Annotated in this window: 13 protein-coding genes; 6 read left to right on the top strand and 7 right to left on the bottom strand. The window is 52.0% G+C overall.

The features are described 5' to 3' along the window. Nucleotides 1-234 precede the first annotated feature (234 nt). Both G451_RS0112565 and G451_RS32755 read right to left on the bottom strand, forming a co-directional pair. Nucleotides 235-684, bottom strand: a complete 450-nt coding sequence (locus G451_RS0112565; RefSeq protein ID WP_027184534.1) for a RipA family octameric membrane protein — start codon at nucleotides 682-684, stop codon at nucleotides 235-237. A gap of 5 nt (nucleotides 685-689) precedes the next feature. Then, nucleotides 690-4,112 (bottom strand): NB-ARC domain-containing protein, encoded by a 3,423-nt coding sequence (locus G451_RS32755; protein ID WP_027184533.1) that lies wholly within the window; start codon nucleotides 4,110-4,112, stop codon nucleotides 690-692. 202 nt (nucleotides 4,113-4,314) lie between these two features. Between G451_RS32755 and G451_RS0112555 the strand changes: the two genes are divergently transcribed. The 6 genes from G451_RS0112555 to G451_RS0112530 all read left to right on the top strand — a co-directional run bounded on the left by G451_RS0112555 (nucleotide 4,315) and on the right by G451_RS0112530 (nucleotide 11,040). Beyond that, nucleotides 4,315-5,949, top strand: a complete 1,635-nt coding sequence (locus G451_RS0112555) for an ATP-binding protein (protein ID WP_051261455.1) — start codon at nucleotides 4,315-4,317, stop codon at nucleotides 5,947-5,949. Then, the gene (locus G451_RS0112550; protein WP_027184531.1) at nucleotides 5,949-6,644 is read left to right on the top strand and encodes a response regulator; all 696 of its coding nucleotides are present in this window, start codon (nucleotides 5,949-5,951) and stop codon (nucleotides 6,642-6,644) included. Before G451_RS0112555 ends, G451_RS0112550 begins: the two co-directional genes overlap by 1 nt. A 107-nt stretch (nucleotides 6,645-6,751) precedes the next feature. Then, nucleotides 6,752-7,921: an acyltransferase family protein gene (locus tag G451_RS0112545; protein ID WP_156921612.1), complete on the top strand. Its 1,170-nt coding sequence runs from the start codon at nucleotides 6,752-6,754 to the stop codon at nucleotides 7,919-7,921. Between the two features lie 323 nt (nucleotides 7,922-8,244). After that, nucleotides 8,245-9,222 (top strand): TRAP transporter substrate-binding protein, encoded by a 978-nt coding sequence (locus tag G451_RS0112540; RefSeq protein ID WP_051261454.1) that lies wholly within the window; start codon nucleotides 8,245-8,247, stop codon nucleotides 9,220-9,222. 50 nt (nucleotides 9,223-9,272) lie between these two features. Then, nucleotides 9,273-9,755, top strand: a complete 483-nt coding sequence (locus G451_RS0112535) for a TRAP transporter small permease (protein ID WP_027184528.1) — start codon at nucleotides 9,273-9,275, stop codon at nucleotides 9,753-9,755. Nucleotides 9,756-9,765: 10 nt separating this feature from the next. After that, nucleotides 9,766-11,040: a TRAP transporter large permease gene (locus G451_RS0112530; protein WP_027184527.1), complete on the top strand. Its 1,275-nt coding sequence runs from the start codon at nucleotides 9,766-9,768 to the stop codon at nucleotides 11,038-11,040. 104 nt (nucleotides 11,041-11,144) lie between these two features. Here the strand turns inward: G451_RS0112530 and G451_RS29205 are convergent, their stop codons facing one another. The 5 genes from G451_RS29205 to G451_RS0112505 all read right to left on the bottom strand — a co-directional run bounded on the left by G451_RS29205 (nucleotide 11,145) and on the right by G451_RS0112505 (nucleotide 17,397). Further along, a complete protein-coding gene (locus tag G451_RS29205; RefSeq protein ID WP_034642175.1) occupies nucleotides 11,145-12,131 on the bottom strand; it encodes a polysaccharide deacetylase family protein in 987 nt (328 codons plus the stop codon). Nucleotides 12,132-12,238: 107 nt separating this feature from the next. After that, entirely contained in the window at nucleotides 12,239-14,404 is a 2,166-nt protein-coding gene (gene ldhH / locus G451_RS0112520) for an L-lactate dehydrogenase (quinone) large subunit LdhH (protein ID WP_027184526.1), read from the bottom strand. Between the two features lies 1 nt (nucleotide 14,405). Beyond that, nucleotides 14,406-15,035, bottom strand: coding sequence for a lactate utilization protein (locus G451_RS0112515; protein WP_027184525.1), 630 nt, complete (start codon nucleotides 15,033-15,035; stop codon nucleotides 14,406-14,408). 108 nt (nucleotides 15,036-15,143) lie between these two features. Further along, a complete protein-coding gene (gene malQ / locus G451_RS29200) occupies nucleotides 15,144-16,679 on the bottom strand; it encodes a 4-alpha-glucanotransferase (protein WP_051261453.1) in 1,536 nt (511 codons plus the stop codon). Nucleotides 16,680-16,860: 181 nt separating this feature from the next. Then, the gene (locus tag G451_RS0112505) at nucleotides 16,861-17,397 is read right to left on the bottom strand and encodes a tetratricopeptide repeat protein (protein ID WP_027184524.1); all 537 of its coding nucleotides are present in this window, start codon (nucleotides 17,395-17,397) and stop codon (nucleotides 16,861-16,863) included. Nucleotides 17,398-17,416 lie beyond the last annotated feature (19 nt).

Raw genomic sequence — 17,416 nt, 5'->3', positions numbered from 1 at the left:
GACAATGAGCAAAGAGGTGATAACGGTCTTTGATGTATGGATATAAGGAGACTGTACAAGTGAAACGCAAGCCGTGCCACGGATCTGACGAGCCTTTGAATCACGACGATGCATCCATCGAGAATCGTATATTCAAAGCGTTGTGAGGCGACCGAACGTTCGGTCATTAGCGAGGAGAGAAAGGAAATATTGATGACGAGGGGGAAGCCCCTGAATGTGGAGGTCAAACGCCCATCACACCACATTCGCCAGGGCAAGAACACCATATAGCGCAATAAAACAATATGGCACGCGCGCTTCAATGCCAGACAAGTGACGACGACCGAGGCCGCGATAGATATCTTGTTCGCGCTTAAACAACGCCAAAGGCAGATCACGCTCGATTTCATGGAGCAAGCGAAACTTTGCGTCATTAAGCTTGTGGAACGACTCAAGCAAGGCTTTCCAGGTCAGACACACCAAAACCCCGGCGATGGGAATGGCCAACATCCACACCAACGACGTCTTTTCGCCCGACACCGGTTTTTTGTCCAAAAAACCATACAACCCAATCAATGCACTATTCACACTCAACATCCACGCATTCGCCTGCGCCCGCCGATCACTCACCTTCTCGACGGTGCTCACATAGAGCTTGTACAACTCGAACTTCTGCGCTTGGATTTGATCTTCAGCTTCAGGCATAGGGGTTATCCTTTGTTATTGAGAAGGTCGGGGTCGTAGTCGAAAATGTGAATTCTGCCTAGGCCATCACCAAGGGCGATGGCGTTGTTATAAATATCTAATTTCGACGGGACAGCATCAAGGACAATGCAGGCTAATTCTTCGCCGGTGTCTGTCTCCCAAATGCGTGCCGTCTTGTCTCCTGAGACCGTGACGATCCGCGTGCCGTCGAGGAAGAAGGCCGCGCGGAATACCGAACCTTCATGTCCGCGCAAAATAGTCATCTGTTCGCCGGTGTCGGCCTCCCAAATTCGTGCCGTCGTGTCCATTGATGTCGTGATGATCCGCCTTCCGTCAGGCGAGAAGGCCGCGCTGCAGACCCAATCTGCATGTCCGCGCAAAGTTGTTACGTGTTCACAGGAGTCTGCATTCCAAATACGTGCCGTTGCATCCTTTGATGTCGTGACGATCCACTTCCCATCGGGAGAAAAAGACGCTACGCGTATCCAATCTTCATGCCCGAGCAGAATCATAATCTGCTTGCCGGAATCCGCATCCCAAATGCGTATCGTCTTGTCATCTGAAGCGGTCAAGATCCGCTTCCCGTCGGGGAAGAAAGCCACGCAACAAATCCAATCCTCATGCCCGCACAAAGTCCTAAGATGTTCGCCTGTGTCCGTATCCCAAATTCGAGCTGTCGTGTCAGCTGAAGCCGTAACGATCCACCTACTGTTCGTAGGAGAAAAATCCACGCTAAGAGCTTGATGTGTATGTCCGCGCAGAGTAGTAATTACTCGGTTGGAGTCCAAATCTCCAATGCATGCAGTACAGTCTACTGAAGCCGTGGCAATCAGCCGGCCATCGGGAGAGAAGACTGAGCTGTTTATCCCTTTCTCATGGCCTCGCAAAGTGCCCAATAATTCGCCGGAACTCGCCCCCCAAATACGCGTCGCCTTGTCCCTTGAAGCCGTGACGATCTTCCTGCCATCAAGCGAGAAGGCCACACTGGTTATCGCACGTTCATGTCCGCGTAGAGCAGCTATACCTTCGTCGAAGTCAGTATCCCAAACGCGTGCCGTGTTGTCCCAGGATGCCGTGACTATCTGGCGACCGTCGGGAGAGAAGTCCGCACTGATTACATCAGCTTCATGCCCGCGTAAAATTGTAATTAGTCTGCCGGATTCCGTTTCCCAAATGCGTGCCGTCTTGTCTTTTGAAGCTGTGACGATCCTCCGACCGTAAGAGGAAAAAGTCGCGTAATTTATTACATGCCCATGTCCACTCAGAGCCATGAGATGTTCGCCAGTAGTCGTGTCCCTAATGTGTATCGTTGTGTTATCTACCGTTAGGATTCTCCTGCCGTCGGGGGAGAACGCCGCGCAGTTTACCCAACCTTCATGTCCGCGCAAAGTCGCCATCAGTTCGCCAGAGTCGGTTTCCCAAATGCATGCCGTCTCATCATATGACGCCGTGACGATCAGCCTGCCGTCGGGAGAGAAGGCCGCACTACTTACTGATTCAGTATGCCCAACAAGCCGAACCAACTCAGCTCCTGGAGGAGTCAAACCGGGCCAGCGTGGTTTGGGGTAAAAATCAGCATCTTGGGCGGCGTGATCCACAAGCGCTTGGATTTTGGGAGCATCGGAACGTTCTTTGAGCCGCCCCCAGAGTTGTAGGGGGAGTTGGTTGGGACGCTCTGACAAGACAGGGATAGACAAAGCCAGCGCTCGGCCAATGAGTTGGGCGTCAGGATCGGTTGCGTAAAGTCGATACGACTCCCATAATTCTTGCGAGCCACGGACTTCCAATTTGCGTTTAATCCAGGCGTAATCCGTTAAAAGCGCATCGGCTTCAGCGATCTGTCCGGCAGCACGGAGGTGGTAGAGACAAAAGCGCCAGCCGTAGTCATTATCGGCTGGCAATGTCTTCCAGTCCCCTGTGATATTGCATTGCCTGGCTAGCGCTTCGACCATGGCGGCGTGGTATTCGATCAGCGTCTCTTTGCTGATGGAATCGCGGAGATACCAGAGGATATTGTCATGGAGGTGAAGGGTTTGGGAATCTAAGTCATAATTTTGCAAGAGAGACAATGCAGCAAGACGATCAAGAAAGTCTTCGCTGTCTAATTCATCCAAATTTTCTGTTTGCTCCCATAAACGTATCGGCACGGTTAAAGGCACGACAACATCTTCCGGCAAGATGGCTAAAGTTGTAAACCGGACTCGCTCTTCAGTATCAAGCTCTTCCAAGCTGGCCTCAATACAGGCCGCAACAGCCTTATTCCTGTCCTCCGGCTTTTTGGGATCAAAAGCGGTAAGACCTTTCATGTTGAGACGTTTTTCAAAATTCTCAATAGCCTGCCCAAGCCGCTCTCCTCGATCAACGCGACTTCGCAACCAGCCATTCGCCATTTCCAGCAATTGCGCCCAATGTTCGAGCCGTTTTGCCAATTGACGTAAACGGGAATCACATGCGTTATCCGAATGAGGAAGCCCCCACTGGAGCAGAGCAAGTGATTCATTGGCTTGCATCTCATCGACGGGAACAGGAATCGCTCCTGCGGGCAAACTTGCCGGGATACGCGTTGTGACAAGCCGAACGCATTTCGGGCCTCCCCGTAAAAACGGCGAGAGTTGGCCCTCGCGCCAGACATCGTCAATCACCAGTAAAATCCGCGCTTCACCCAAAATTTCGCCCAAATGTTCTGCCGCGATATTGATATCTTCAAATGCCGTTCGCTTACCGTCCGGATTCAATTTCGCCAAAAGGTCATTGATCTGTGGCAAGACACTTTTGCATTCCTTGCCAACATCAACGCGTAGAATTCCATCAGAAAACTCAAATTGAACATCATCATCGCGGCAAAGAGCATTGGCGAGCGTGGTTTTGCCATATCCGCCAGCGCCCTGGAGAGCGGTCGTCAGGCCGACGACATTGTCCCCGTTTTCCATCACGGCCTGTTTTAACGTTTCATATTCTTTACAACGGCACACATAGTTGGCCGTGCTTGGTCCGGTCATATACGAGACTCGCCGGGTTTTCCCCGGACCTTGAAGAACCTGAACAAGCTTGTTCCAGCGTTCGGGTTCGCTCAGATCATAAATTTCTGCTCGCCGTGCCCAGTGGGGCAAATCAGACCGCGTTATGCTGTGGTCGGCAAGAATGGGACTGACCATGACCCCATGTTTTCTCGCATGCGTCCACTCCCGCTTCACCCAATCGGAATGAAGAGCGCATTCCGTCAAAATCAGGACGAGATGTTCCGATTCTTCAATAGCTCGCAACACTTGAGGTCGAATATCTTCACCCCCGACCACACTTTTCAGGTCACGCCAAGAAGTCAATTCATCCTTTTGAATCTTCTCTTCAAAATCCTCGGCACACTCACGTCCGTCAGACCGTGAGTAGGAGACGAATACACGTGGTGGGCTGAATTCGTGGCTGGTCATGATATGCGAACTCTTCTTTTGGTGAGCACGAAATACAACGCAATTGTCTATGTTTCTGAAGTGATACCGAAAAGCACGCACAGACGGCAAGAAGAACGTGTGACGTAAAATCAATATCTTGCAGAACTCCGCCCCACCTCTCCCCTTGCCAACCCGCTCGGCATCTGACATCACAGCCTGACGTCGTATCTGTGGGGGAATCATGGGGGTTGGGGGGCTTTTTCGTTGGGTGAGGCCACAGAGTATTCAGTCTCATCTTATTCAGCTTGTCTTGCTGCTTGTGGCCGTACAGACCGTGCTCGGTTGGTTGGCGGTTTCCGATCTTGCCTCGAACATCACCGAAGAGCAGGTGGGGCAGCGCGCCTTGCAGACAGCTGAGACCGTGGCGCTTATTCCTAAAATTCAGACAGCTCTGGAAGCCCAAGATCCAGAAGGTGAAATTCAGATTCTGGCCGAAACCATTCGGCAGGTGACTGGTGCCTCCTTTATTGTGGTCGCCGATTCCACCGGCCGGCGCTATTCCCATCCCAATCCTGATAGACTCGGAGAAATCTTCGTTGGTGGCGATTTCCAGCCCGCTGTCACCGACGGTCGTATGTACGTTTCCAAATCCATGGGCACGCTGGGGCCTTCGCTCCGTGGTTTTGCACCGGTCAAGAACCGCGACGGCGCCATCATTGGATTTGTTTCCGTGGGTTATCTCATTGAAGCGGTTCAGAACATCATTCCTGGATTATTCAGCAAACCATTTGCCTATATTCTGCTCATGTGCCTTGTCGGCATCATTGGCGCGGTGCTCATTGCCGGTCGGCTCAAAAAAATCACGTTGGGCCTGGAACCGGCCGATATCACGAGCTTATACCTGGAGCGCGGCGCTGTCCTCGAAGCCATTCGCGAAGGCGTTACGGCTGTCGATAGTCGCGGCACCATCCGTTTGGCGAACCGAGCGGCCATGCGTTATCTCGGAATGGACGAATATGACGATCACGGTGACGCGGCCAATCGACACATTGACGACGTCATTCCCGGCATCGGCCTGAAGACGGCGTTACGCACCGGGGTGGCGGAATACGACCAGGAGCGGACCGTCAAAGGCCGCGACCTGATTTTCAATATTGTTCCCGTACTCCATGGCGAAACCGTGCAAGGCGTTGTGGCGAGTTTTCGGCGGAAGGACGAATTGGACCAGTTGGCCATGGAGTTATCCCGCGTTCAAGAATATACCGAACTCCTTCGTGTGCAGGCGCATGAATATTCCAACAAATTGCATATGATTGCCGGACTCATCCAGATTGAAGCCTATGGCGAAGCCCTTGATGTGATTGTTCGGGAATCGTCGGGCTATGAGGAACTCTTGCAATTTTTAACCGATGCCGTCCCCCATCCGGTGCTCGCCGCCATTATATTGGGTAAATTCAACCGATCGCGAGAACTCAAAATCAACTTCCTGGTCGATCGAGAAAGCTCCATGGCCGACGTGCCCGCCTGGATACCGCAAACCAAACTCGTGACGATTATCGGAAATCTACTCGATAATGCCTTCGATGCCGTCTTGGAAAAGCCGGAAAAAAAGCGCACAGTCGCCTTGTCGTTCACCGATCTTGGCAATGACCTGGTGTTTGAGGTCGAAGACTCCGGACCCGGAGTTCCGGAGCGAATGCGTGATGCCATTTTCGAGAAAGGCGTTTCCAGTAAAGGCAAGGACAGGCGCGGTATCGGGTTGCATCTCACCAAGCAGATACTCGACGCACTTCATGGTCACATCAGCGTGTCGGAAAGCGAACTCGGAGGCAGTCTGTTTTCCATTGCCATTCCCAAGCAGGGGTCTACAGCCTGATGGACACCATTCGCGTCCTTATCGTTGAAGACGACGAGCGTATTGCCGACTTGCATCGCCGGTTTACGGAGCGTGTCGACGGTTGCGAGGTGGTAGGCGTATCGCATGATCTTGAAAGTGCCTGGGATATGATTGAAATCCTCGAACCCGACCTTGTTCTGCTCGATATCTATTTTCCCGATGGCGACGGCCTGAGTTTACTTCGAAATATCCGGGCCAAAGGCCTCGAAACCGATGTCATTCTCATCACAGCAGCGCGAGAAGTCGCCACGCTGAAAGAAGCACTCCGGGGTGGAGTGTTCGACTACATCATCAAACCGGTTATCATGAAACGATTCCAGGAATGTCTGGGACAGTTTCGAACCTACCGTCAACGCTTGCGACAATGCGACAACATTGAGCAGCAGGATGTTGATACAATTTTTCATTCCAAATCCACAGCCGGCCGCACCGTCCCCCGTGACGACCTCCCCAAGGGCGTTGATCGTTTGACGCTCGATAAAGTGCGCGCCGTTGTCGATGCTCCGGAAGCCGAACATGGCCTCAGTGCGGAAGCCGTTGGCACCTCCATCGGCGTCAGCCGGTCAACGGCACGACGATACTTAGAATACCTCGTCTCCGTGGGCGTTGTGGTGGCGGATTTGGTATATGGAACCGTTGGACGCCCGGAACGGAAATACTTTCGTGTTCGCTAACATGCCCGTTCTGATTTTCTGACACAATCACTGACAATGGAATAGATTCGCCGACGACACACAGGGGCCGTCCATGGCCCTTTTTACGAGAAGTACGAGACCGTGAAATGAGTACACAAACAACGTCAATGCAAGAAAACACCATACAACCACAACCCATCGATCAACACGAACCCATCCTGCATACCGCCCTGTTTTTGGGCATGTTTTTTGTGTTTTTGGGGTACGTCGTCGAACAGTTCTCTCTGCAAGGAGATGCTTCGGCCGGTCTGATGTATCAATTTATCGCGTCGTTTCTTTTGCCCTTTTTCATCATCATGGCGGGCTACATGTCCAACCCCATGACAATGACATTAGGGCCCAAAGCCTTTCTTGCCCGCATCGGCACGTCGCGTATCATTCCATACGTGGTGTTCAGTCTGCTTATGCTGGTGTCGTCCATCGTGCTACCGGGTTGGTTCCCCGCAGGAGGCACCGGTTCGTTGAACAACATGATTGGCGGGGTGATGTCCACGCTGATCGGCACACCCGTCTTTGACATCCCGGCATGGTTTATCGCCCTGCTCGTGTCCACGGAGTGCATGCATTATTTTGTCGGACGCTTGCTGACCACCAAAACCCGACTCATCGCCGTCATGGTGATTTTTTACCTCGAAGGCTATTGGTTCAACGCCGCCGTGCAGTTCATTTTTCAAACATACGACTGGAATCTCAACTTCTGGTTCCTGAGTCAGACCCCCATGATGTATGGGTTCTATTTGTTCGGTGTCTTCATGCGTTCCACGGATTATATGCAACGCAACGTCTCACGCCGGAACATTCTCATTGCCATGGGAATTGGTCTGATCTGTTTGCTGCTGGCATCTCGTTTGAACACGGAACCGTTTCACCTTCTTCCGAGTACGGTTTTTCTGGCCGGTGGAACAAGTAATCTCTTTCTCCTTCCTTTTACGGCGCTCCTGGGAACAGCCCTGCTCATTCTGGGTGCCAAATTATGGAACACCTCCAGCCCGTGGACTGCACGCTTGGGAAAGAACACCATTTTGCTCTTTTGCCTCAACGGAATTTTTTATCACTATATGAATCCGCTCATTGCGAAGTGGTCTGTTACTCTCCTCGGAACAGCATGGTGGGCAACAGGCATTCTCAGCATGGCGATGGCTGTCTTCAGCATGGCGCTGTGCATCCCCATTGTCACGCTTGTTGCTCGCTCTTTTCCACAGCGTATAGGCCGATGGGAAATTGTGGCGTCCGTTCCGGATACGATTGAGCAGTGAGTTTGACGGGGTGTTTGTAAAAAAGACCGGGGGAAAACCTTTCTGAAGAAAGGTTCTTCCCCCAGGCCCCCTTTCCAAAGACTTTTAGCGGGTTATGCGGTGCTTTTCTCATTGAAATATTTTAGGAAAGTGTTCTCTTCTTCCAATTTATTGATTCCGTGATCAAAATGAACACAATGCCGGTAACGAAATATTCGTGACTTATACTCGAATCCGTATTTTCTCGGCATGATATGTAATCTGAACTCCTCGTGGTCAAGTATGTAACGGGAGCAGTCGCAGTGTGTGCCGTCTGACTCCCGCAACCTGTGAGGAGTTATTCTATGAAACGTTTTTCCCTTCTTCTCGTCGTCGCCTTCTTGACATTGGTCGTGTGTGTTCCCGCCCATGCTGAAAAAGTCGTGCTCAAACTCGGACATATTGCCGAACCCGTCCATCCGTACGGACAAGGCGCAGAAAAGTTCGCACAGCTTGTTGCCGAAAAATCCAACGGCGAAATGGAAGTCCAGGTTTTTCCATCGTCCCAGCTTGGTGGTCAAAAAGACCTCATCGAAGGCCTCATCTTCGGCACCGTGGATATGGCCCTGGTGGGAACGGCGGTTTTAGGCCAATTCCAACCGCAGATCTCCATTTTCGACCTGCCCTTTCTTTTTCAAGATCGTGACCACGCCTATATCTCTCTCGATACCGTTGGCATGGAAATCGGCAAAGACCTTGAGCCCAAAGGTATCAAGCTGCTGGGATACATGGAAAACGGTATTCGCCACGTCACGAACAACGTTCGTCCCGTCAAGACGCCGGCCGATATGGATGGACTCAAAATTCGCGTCATGACGAATAAAACCTATGTGGAAATGATGAAAGCGCTTGGCGCTTCTCCCACGCCCATGGCGTTCGGCGAACTCTATTCCGCCATGCAGCAGGGCACGGTTGATGGTCAGGAAAACCCGAGCGCGCATATTTGGACGAAACGCTTCTTTGAAGTGCAGAAGTATGCCTCCAAGACAGCCCATGCCTATTCTCCGGAACCGCTTGTTATTTCCATGATCACCTGGAATCGACTGAACGAAAAGCAACAGGCCGTGCTCACTGAAGCCGCCAAAGAAGCTGTTGCCTGGCAACGTGCGCTTTCTGAAAAAATGGACCGCGAATATTGGGACAAAATCATCGCCACCGGCAAAATGGAAGTCATTGAAGTGGATCGTGACCAATTCGCTGAAGCCACCAAGCCGGTCTATGCCATGTTCGCTGACGTGGTGGGACAAGACAATATCGACAAGATTGAAGCACTGAAAAAATAGCCGTTACCGGGGCCGAATCCGCCGATTCGGCCCCGTCGGGAGAACCCATCATGGAAAAGTTGTTCAAAACGCTTCGGTCGCTGCTCTATTGGTTTTCCGTGTCGTCGATGTCCGTCATGCTGATCATCATCTTTATCCAGGTCATTGCTCGCTATGTGTTCAACCATTCCTTTGAATGGTCCGAGGAATTGGCCCGATTTCTCTTTGTCTGGGTCGTTTTTCTCGGATCGGCACTCATCATGGGAGAAAGCGGCCACCTGGCTGTTCAATTTTTGCCCACACGATTCAAGGGAACGAGCTTCGGACTTTTCCTGGAAGTCTTCACCAATGTGTGCAGCTACGTCTTCATCCTGCTCCTGCTTTCGCAAGGCGCAAAAATGACATCCATCATGACGTTCCAGACCGCACCGGGCCTCGGCATTTCCATGAGTTGGGTCTATGCCGTCATCCCGCTCAGTGCAGCCTTGATGCTGCTCTATCTCATCAAGGACACCATGACGATCGTTCATAAACTGACTGGAAAACGGTCGTAGGAGAAGTCTTATGGAACTCGTATTGTTGGGATCGTTCTTGATAATGACGGCTTTCGGTGTACCTGTGGCATTTGCCCTGTGTCTGTCTGTCGCCGTTATCCTCGTTGAATTCATGAATATGCCCCTCGTCATGGTCACGCAGACTATGTATTCGGGCATTGACTCGTTCTCGTTTATGGCGGTGCCGTTCTTCATGTTGGCCGGCGCATTCATGTCGGCCGGCGGGGTAACATCTCGTCTCGTTAAATTCGCTCAAGCCATGGTCGGTTCATTTACGGGTGGGCTGGCGCAGGTGGTGTGCGTCTCCGGGATGTTCTTTGCGGCTATTTCCGGATCATCAGCCGCCACAACGGCCGCCATCGGCTCCACGATGGTCGATGAAATGGAATCCAAAGGCTATCGACGTGAGTTGGCCACCGGCATTGTTGCCGCAGCGGGAACCGTTGGGATCGTCATCCCCCCGTCCATTACACTCGTGGTCTATGGTGTCATCGCCGGAAGTTCGATCGGTGACCTCTTCGTGGGTGGGCTTGTCCCCGGTCTCATCATGGGACTTGTCATGTGCATTTTGAGTTGGGTTATCGCCAAAAAAGAAGGGATTCCGGCCGAAGGCTCGTTTTCTTTCACCAATCTGCTCGTGGCCTTTAAAGACTCGTTTTGGGCTCTGCTGACACCGGTCATTATTATCGGCGGTATTTACGGTGGTATCTTTACTCCGACCGAAGCCGCCGCCGTTGCCGCGGTTTATGGCATTTTCGTCGGGCTGTTTATCTACAAAGAACTCAAGTTCAAGGACTTTCCCAAGATCATCTTTCAAGCGGTCATGGGCACAACGCTGATTATGTTCATCGTCGGGGCGGCCAAAGTGTTCGGCTGGATGCTGACAAACCTCCAGATTCCGCACCACATCGGCGCCTATATCGTTTCACTGACCACCTCGCCGATTCTCTTTCTTATACTCATGAACGTGCTGTTGCTGGTCATCGGCACGCTGATCAATGCATCGGCCGCGGTAGTCATTCTCACGCCGATATTTTTGCCTGTGGCAACACAACTCGGTATCGATCCGCTCTTCTTCGGTGTCCTCATGGTCATCAACCTCGCCATCGGGTGCATCACGCCCCCCGTCGGGCTCGACCTTTTCGTTGCCAGCGCCATCACCAACGTTCCACTGGAACGTGTCATGAAAGCGTCTATGCCGTACTTGTTTTCACTCCTGGTGAGCCTCCTTCTGTTCACCTTTGTTCCGGCAATCATCACTTTTCTTCCTAACGCGCTCCATTGACACACCCCCAAAAAACCTCGCCTCGACATTTCCCGCAGGAATGTCGAGGCGGGGTCATTCTTTTTCATACTTTCAGCCTCAAAGAAGTGTCTCGATTCAAAATATTACTGAGTTCCTCTCTCCCCCGGTAATTCCCTTTCCAGCCAATCCAGTTCAACCAGATCCGAGAATGTTGCTCCACGCACAGTATGTTTCGTCGTGAGCCATTCTGCAAAAGTACGAATTTTATCGATGAACGCATCGACGTGAGATTGGGTGGGGAAATGGGGGCTGGCGCCGGGGAGAAGTTCCGAGGAATGCCAGAACATGGTCAATGTCCGGCCGCCGCGTTTGATATGGGTTGCTGCGGCATATTTCATGGTGGCAAGCGGCATCCACACCGGGTTGATGCCGAGCGCTCCCCATGTTTTGAAGCCGGTCAGCACGGTTTCTCCGACGTGACCAGGGAGTACCCCAGCCAGCCCATAAGCAAGCCGTTCCAATCCCGGAATAAGCGGAATCTGTGTGGATGGTGCTTCAAGCATTCTCGGGCCATCCGGTCCCATGGGGCGCATCCAGAATGGATCGGGTGGCGTTAAAAAGTGATTCGGTCCGTTGGTGACATGGCGCAGTGGCACAAAACTCGAATCCACAAGATAGCCTTCTTCAGCCAATGCCGGCAACAATCGCGGACGCATATCCCATCGACCCATACGAAACGATTGCGGCCGAACGCCAAGACGTTCTTCTATCGCCGAGGTCAGGGTCTCCAACTTTGCGGCAAAGACTTCCTCAGGCAGCTTATCCGAACCGACCGGTTCGGGCCAGGGCATATCGACAAACGGCGGGGTATTCCATTGATGCAGATGGGCGCCGATCTCACCTCCGTGCCGTTCCATCATGCCCGCCACAGCTCGCAAAGCATCATCCTGTTGTGTTACGGGATAGTCGATCAAATACGTCAAGGGAAGTTGCAATGCATCGGGTAAAAATGCCAATCGTTCCAAGAGCGCCACATTCGTCACCCCCGGCGCAATCCGAGGGTATGTACCGGAAAACAATCCCTCTTCTTCGACATCCAGACTGATAATGAGACGACACGATTCGGACATGTGGCTTTCTCCGGACGATGGCAGCGGAAGACTTCCGCCGGCTTGCAATACAGGCCCCAAGGGAGAAGGCAAGAAGCCCTCTCCTTGGGAGAAAAACAACCCTCGCGTTATTTCTTCTTTATCCGCTCAACAAGCAGTTCAGCGAGATGCTTGACCTGAATATCGGCATGTTGTTTCACAGCTCCACCACGGATTTGCAGAACACAACCGGGACAGTCTGTTGCCAGGTATTCTGCCTGCGTTTCCTTGGCGTGATTGATCTTGTTTGTCAGCAACTCTTTGGACAATTCCGGAAACTTGACCGAATAACTGCCCCCGAATCCACAACAGACCGTTGACTCGGGAAGTTCGGCAACCTCGTATCCAGCAATGCGCAACACATCGAGCGGCTCCTGAACCACACCCATGCCACGACAGAGGTGACAAGGATGATGGTAGGTGACGGTCTCGCCCGAGGGGGTGAAGTCGTCGGCGGTCAGTCCAAGAACGTGCACAAGGTACGACGGGAAGTCGATCACCTTGGCCGCGAAATCCTGGGCTTTGACAGAGAGGACAGGATCGGTCTCGAAATGCTTGGTATAATTATGTTTGAGGCAGGAGGCGCAGGACGCACACATCGTCACAATGTGATCGGCATCATCCTTTTCAAACGCTTCGATATTTTGAATAGCGACACGGCGGAAAGCTTCCTTTTCCCCGGTCATAAGCAGAGGCAGGCCACAACAGGTCTGATCCTCCGGCAAGGTCAGTCGGGCTTCGGCTTCCCCCATCACCTTGACCGCAGCCTCGGCCTGTTCGGGATAGATAAAATCATGCGCACATCCCGTAAAAATAGCCGCTTTGGATTTTGGCGTTTCCGACCAGGGTTGAATGACGGGAAACCGATCACGGAACGGTGTCGCGGCAATAGCCGGCAATGCGCGGAAGTCTTGCTTTTGGGTGAAGGCTAAAGGCAAGTGGCGCAAGAAATGTGTTTTTCCATCGACCAGAGGGCCTTGCACTTTTTGGATCGTCCGCAAAATACCGTGAAACAATTTGCGGTTCTGCATGACCTTGCCGATAAGGGCATTTTGCAAGGGATGTCCGGATTCATCGAAGAGACGCGCTTGAACTTCCTTGATAAGCCGCGGCAAGTCGATACCGGCTGCGCAGACGTCGCCGCAGGCACCGCAGTTGATACAGTTCTGCACGATATTCTTAGCTTTTTCCGGGCCATGCATGAAATACGTCAGAATCAATCCAATGGCGCCGATGTAGATATGCCCATAGTTGTGCCCGCCAACAAGGCGATACAGCGGACAAACATTGGCGCAGGCTCCACACCGTACGCACCGCAAAACCTGGGAGAACAACGGATCTTTCGCCAGCGCACGACGACCATTGTCGAGAAACACGACATGCATAATCTTTTTCTTGTCGGGCAACTGTTCGTCTTTGCACAGGTTTCTCCCGGTGATCCAGGTCACATAGGAGGTAATGGCCTGGCCTGTGGCATTCCTGGGCAGAACGCGCAAAATTTTGAGTGCATCTTCCATGGTTGGAACGAGTTTTTCCAATCCAACCAAAGCGACGTGCACGCGCGGCAAGGTGGTTGTCAGGCGTAAATTCCCTTCGTTGGTCACCGTGCCTAACGTGGCCGTCTTGGCAATGGCAAAGTTAGCCCCGGAAATCCCCATATCGGCCTGCACAAACTTGGCGCGCAACTCACGGCGCGCCACTTTGACAAGACGATCGATATCCGTGTCCTGAGTACTCCCCGTGACCTTCGTAAACAGCTCCGCCACTTGTTGCCGGGAAAGATGGATGGCCGGCATGACCATGTGCGTCGGCCCTTCGTGGCGCAATTGGATAATCCATTCGCCGAGATCGGATTCGGTAACGATCAACCCTTGCCGCTCCAGAGCATGGTTAAGCAAAGTCTCTTCAGCCGTCATGGACTTGGCTTTGATGACGGTTTTACAGTCGTTGTCTTTGGCGATGCGGGCAATAATGGCGTTGGCCTCATCTGCCGTCTTGGCAAGATGGACATGTACGCCAATGGATTCTGCGCGTGCTTTGAAGGTTTCATACAACTCGTCCATATGAGCGGCCGCAGCATCTTTCAAAACGGCAACGTCATCGACGAGTTTCTGAATATCGAGCCCGGCAAAGGCGTTTTGACGACCGGTACGGTACGCTGTGGCAAAATTATCAAGCGTTTTGCGCAAAAACGCATTATGCAAAGCGCTTTCGCACTCGCTCTTGTAATCTTTCAAATTATCGGCGTGTTGCATCTTAAGCGTTCTCCACAAGAAGGATATGAAGTTCGAGCGGCCCATGAACCCCCAAAGCGAGAACACGTTCAATATCGGCTGTACGACTGGCACCGGTGATGATTGCCGTATAATTCGCGGCAGAGGAGGTCATCGTTTCCAGGTCCGAAGCAATATCAAGGGCCGTGGTCCGAATTTCGGACATCGGCAAAACCGCGATGTGGATTTCTGAAACCATGGTGGCTAACCGGACTTCTTCGCTATTCGAATTGATAACGAGCGAGCCGGTTTCGGCAATACCGAACTTGGCAAATGTAAGTCCGATATCGACTCCTCCAAGATATTTTCGCATACCGCTGGAGAGAAGCGTAACACCACGGTCTTGGCATAATGCCTGGAACAATTCGAATTGCTCGGCGTCGAGTCCGGGAGCAGCAATAATTTTTCCCGGCTTGGTCTGGCACAAATCGGCTGCCGGCTCGGAAAGTCCTTCTTCACATCCTGAAACAAGGAGCTGACAGGCCTCTTTCGCTTCACAAATATCCAATGCATAGGCATATGCCTCATCCGGCGAACCAATCACCTTGACGATGGCGGATACGGCTTCAGCTTTCTGGATAAACGTTTCTTTCAGTGCGGTTGTTGTGGTCATGGTGGGCGTCATTTTGGTTGAAAAGTTGGACGGGATGCGTTTTCGTACTGAATTTGGACGGTTTGCTCAATGCAGAAGACGCGTGGTCATGCAGAAACCGACTATGCATCACCCTTTCGGCAGTTCTCCCGTGTCGTGTCCGACAAGGAGCGGGGCTCTATCAAAAAAACGCGTCATTTCGGCAAGCTCTTTCAATGTTTCCGGCACTGCAGCATCGCGTGTCAGCCTCCATTCCCAATTCTTGGACAAGGTGGAAGGCTTGTTCATACGACAGGCGCTGTCCAATCCAAGAATGTCTTGCATAGGGATAATAACCGTATTTGCTACACTTTGCATAGCCATACGCATAAAGATACGGTGTATATCTTCAGACTCCGGCCAGTGTCCGAGATATGTTGCAAAAGATTCTCGCTCATCCAGTGATGCTTCGCTTTCAAACCATCCGCGTGCAGTATTGTTATCGTGTGTTCCCGTGTAGACAATACAGTTTGTATCATGAAGATAGGGAATATGCTTTGGTTTTTCATCGCCGAAAGCAAACTGGAGAATCTTCATCCCTGGAAGGTTGAAGCTATTTTTCAATTCCCGCACATCGGCCGTAATGACGCCAAGATCCTCGGCAATAATCGGCAAGGAAGAAATACGCCTGGAAAGCAGTTCAAAGAGTTCCGCCCCCGGACCGTCAACCCACGTTCCATGAATAGCGGTTTCTTCATGCGCCGAAATTTCCCAATAGGCGGCAAAACCGCGAAAATGATCGATTCGAACTGCATCATACAAGGTAAGGTTATGGGCTACGCGCCGGGTCCACCAACCATAGCCTTCGGCTTTGTTCGCCGGCCAGTCATAGACAGGGTTCCCCCATCGTTGGCCGGTGGCGCTGAAATAATCGGGCGGTACACCGGCGACGACAGTCGGTCGTTTGTTTGCGCCAAGCTTGAACAGGTGCGGGTGTGTCCAGACATCAGCACTATCCTGGGATACATAAATAGGCAGATCGCCTATAAAACGCAGGCATCGTGCGCGACAATAGTCACGCAATCGATTCCATTGCTGAAAGAACAAAAATTGGGCAAAGGCCTCCCCCTGAATTCGCTCCGCTGCTTCTTCGCGCCATGTCGCAATGGCATCATCGTGCCGATCGCGATGCGGAACGGCCCAAACATGCCAGGGCAAGCCGTTATAATGTTCTTTGAGCGAAACAAACAGCGTCCAGTCATCGAGCCATTCAGCATGTTCCCGACAAAACGCTTGAAATGCATCATGTGTCTCCAAACTTGATGCCGCGTTGGCATACGCCTTGCCGAGAAGACGACTTTTCCTGGCAAGCTCGGCTTCATAATCGACACGATCCGGTCGAGCGGGTGGATCAGCCCCGATATCGGAAATGGAAAGCAGCCCATCAGTGACAAGGTCTTCAAGGCTAATAAGCAGTGGATTGCCAGCAAAAGCGGTAAACCCGGCATAGGGGGAATTGCCAAGTGCAGGCGACGTGGGACCAAGAGGCAAAATTTGCCAGTACAACTGGCCGGCATCGGCCAAAAGATCGGCGAAATGCCTCGCTTGCGGTCCCATATCGCCAACACCGAAGCGGGATGGAAGGGACGTGATATGAAGCAAAACGCCACTGGCGCGAATATTCATGAAGCCTCCTTGCTCTTGAGAGGGGCGAATGCAGCCGAAAGGCTACGCAAATCAATATATTCCTGACGTTGCCGTATACATAGGGGAGTGAACACTGAAATTCAACCCGCGCGGAAAAAAGAAATATCATTCCAAAAGATGTTCAGACTGCCGATACCAATACAAACTGATCACGTATCGATTACGGCATATTGGCCTTGTGCCGCTCCAACCAGTCGGTGGCTGCACTTTGCGTGGAGTTCACCTCATCTTCGGTCAACTCGTCTTCAACAAGATTACGAAGTTTCATCGCCTTATCAAGTTCGCGCGGGGAAAGCGTATCGTGTGCCGCGGCTAAATTGGCCCAAAAATAGGCCGTTTTTTTATTCTTCTTAAATTCCCCGAAGCCAACGAGGTAGACTCGTGCCAAATCGAATTGGGCAAAGGCATTATTTTTTTCAGCAGCCAGTTTCAGCCACTGCACGCCTTTATTATAATCCTGCGGCAAGCCATCTCCATTGATATACTTCGCGCCTAGTGTGTAACAGGCATCGCCATCCCCCGTTTCGGCCAGCAAGCGTAAACGGGACAACATATCTTGGGGTTCTGAAGTGTGCGAACGTTGGACGCGGTAAGGATTCTCAGTATTTTGTGCATGGATCAGATTCGGCATCGTGACCAATCCGGCCACCATGCAGAAAACACTCATACATCCGAGAAGCACGCGTGAGAAAAGCATGGGTTGGACTCCTTTCTGT

It is taken from the genome of Desulfovibrio inopinatus DSM 10711, from assembly GCF_000429305.1.
Classification (GTDB): Bacteria; Desulfobacterota; Desulfovibrionia; order Desulfovibrionales; family Desulfovibrionaceae; genus Alteridesulfovibrio; species Alteridesulfovibrio inopinatus.
This window is presented reverse-complemented; position numbering and strand designations above follow the sequence as displayed.

What these genes read in the sequence shown, in the direction of transcription:
- G451_RS32755 (WP_027184533.1), bottom strand. Translation starts at nt 4,112, where the DNA reads ATGACCAGCCACGAATTCAGCCCACCACGTGTATTCGTCTCCTACTCA.
- G451_RS0112545 (WP_156921612.1), top strand. Translation starts at nt 6,752, where the DNA reads ATGAGTACACAAACAACGTCAATGCAAGAAAACACCATACAACCACAA.
- G451_RS0112530 (WP_027184527.1), top strand. Translation starts at nt 9,766, where the DNA reads ATGGAACTCGTATTGTTGGGATCGTTCTTGATAATGACGGCTTTCGGT.
- G451_RS0112550 (WP_027184531.1), top strand. Translation starts at nt 5,949, where the DNA reads ATGGACACCATTCGCGTCCTTATCGTTGAAGACGACGAGCGTATTGCC.
- G451_RS0112505 (WP_027184524.1), bottom strand. Translation starts at nt 17,397, where the DNA reads ATGCTTTTCTCACGCGTGCTTCTCGGATGTATGAGTGTTTTCTGCATG.
- G451_RS0112535 (WP_027184528.1), top strand. Translation starts at nt 9,273, where the DNA reads ATGGAAAAGTTGTTCAAAACGCTTCGGTCGCTGCTCTATTGGTTTTCC.
- G451_RS0112515 (WP_027184525.1), bottom strand. Translation starts at nt 15,035, where the DNA reads ATGACCACAACAACCGCACTGAAAGAAACGTTTATCCAGAAAGCTGAA.
- G451_RS0112555 (WP_051261455.1), top strand. Translation starts at nt 4,315, where the DNA reads ATGGGGGTTGGGGGGCTTTTTCGTTGGGTGAGGCCACAGAGTATTCAG.
- ldhH (WP_027184526.1), bottom strand. Translation starts at nt 14,404, where the DNA reads ATGCAACACGCCGATAATTTGAAAGATTACAAGAGCGAGTGCGAAAGC.
- G451_RS29205 (WP_034642175.1), bottom strand. Translation starts at nt 12,131, where the DNA reads ATGTCCGAATCGTGTCGTCTCATTATCAGTCTGGATGTCGAAGAAGAG.
- G451_RS0112540 (WP_051261454.1), top strand. Translation starts at nt 8,245, where the DNA reads ATGAAACGTTTTTCCCTTCTTCTCGTCGTCGCCTTCTTGACATTGGTC.
- G451_RS0112565 (WP_027184534.1), bottom strand. Translation starts at nt 684, where the DNA reads ATGCCTGAAGCTGAAGATCAAATCCAAGCGCAGAAGTTCGAGTTGTAC.
- malQ (WP_051261453.1), bottom strand. Translation starts at nt 16,679, where the DNA reads ATGAATATTCGCGCCAGTGGCGTTTTGCTTCATATCACGTCCCTTCCA.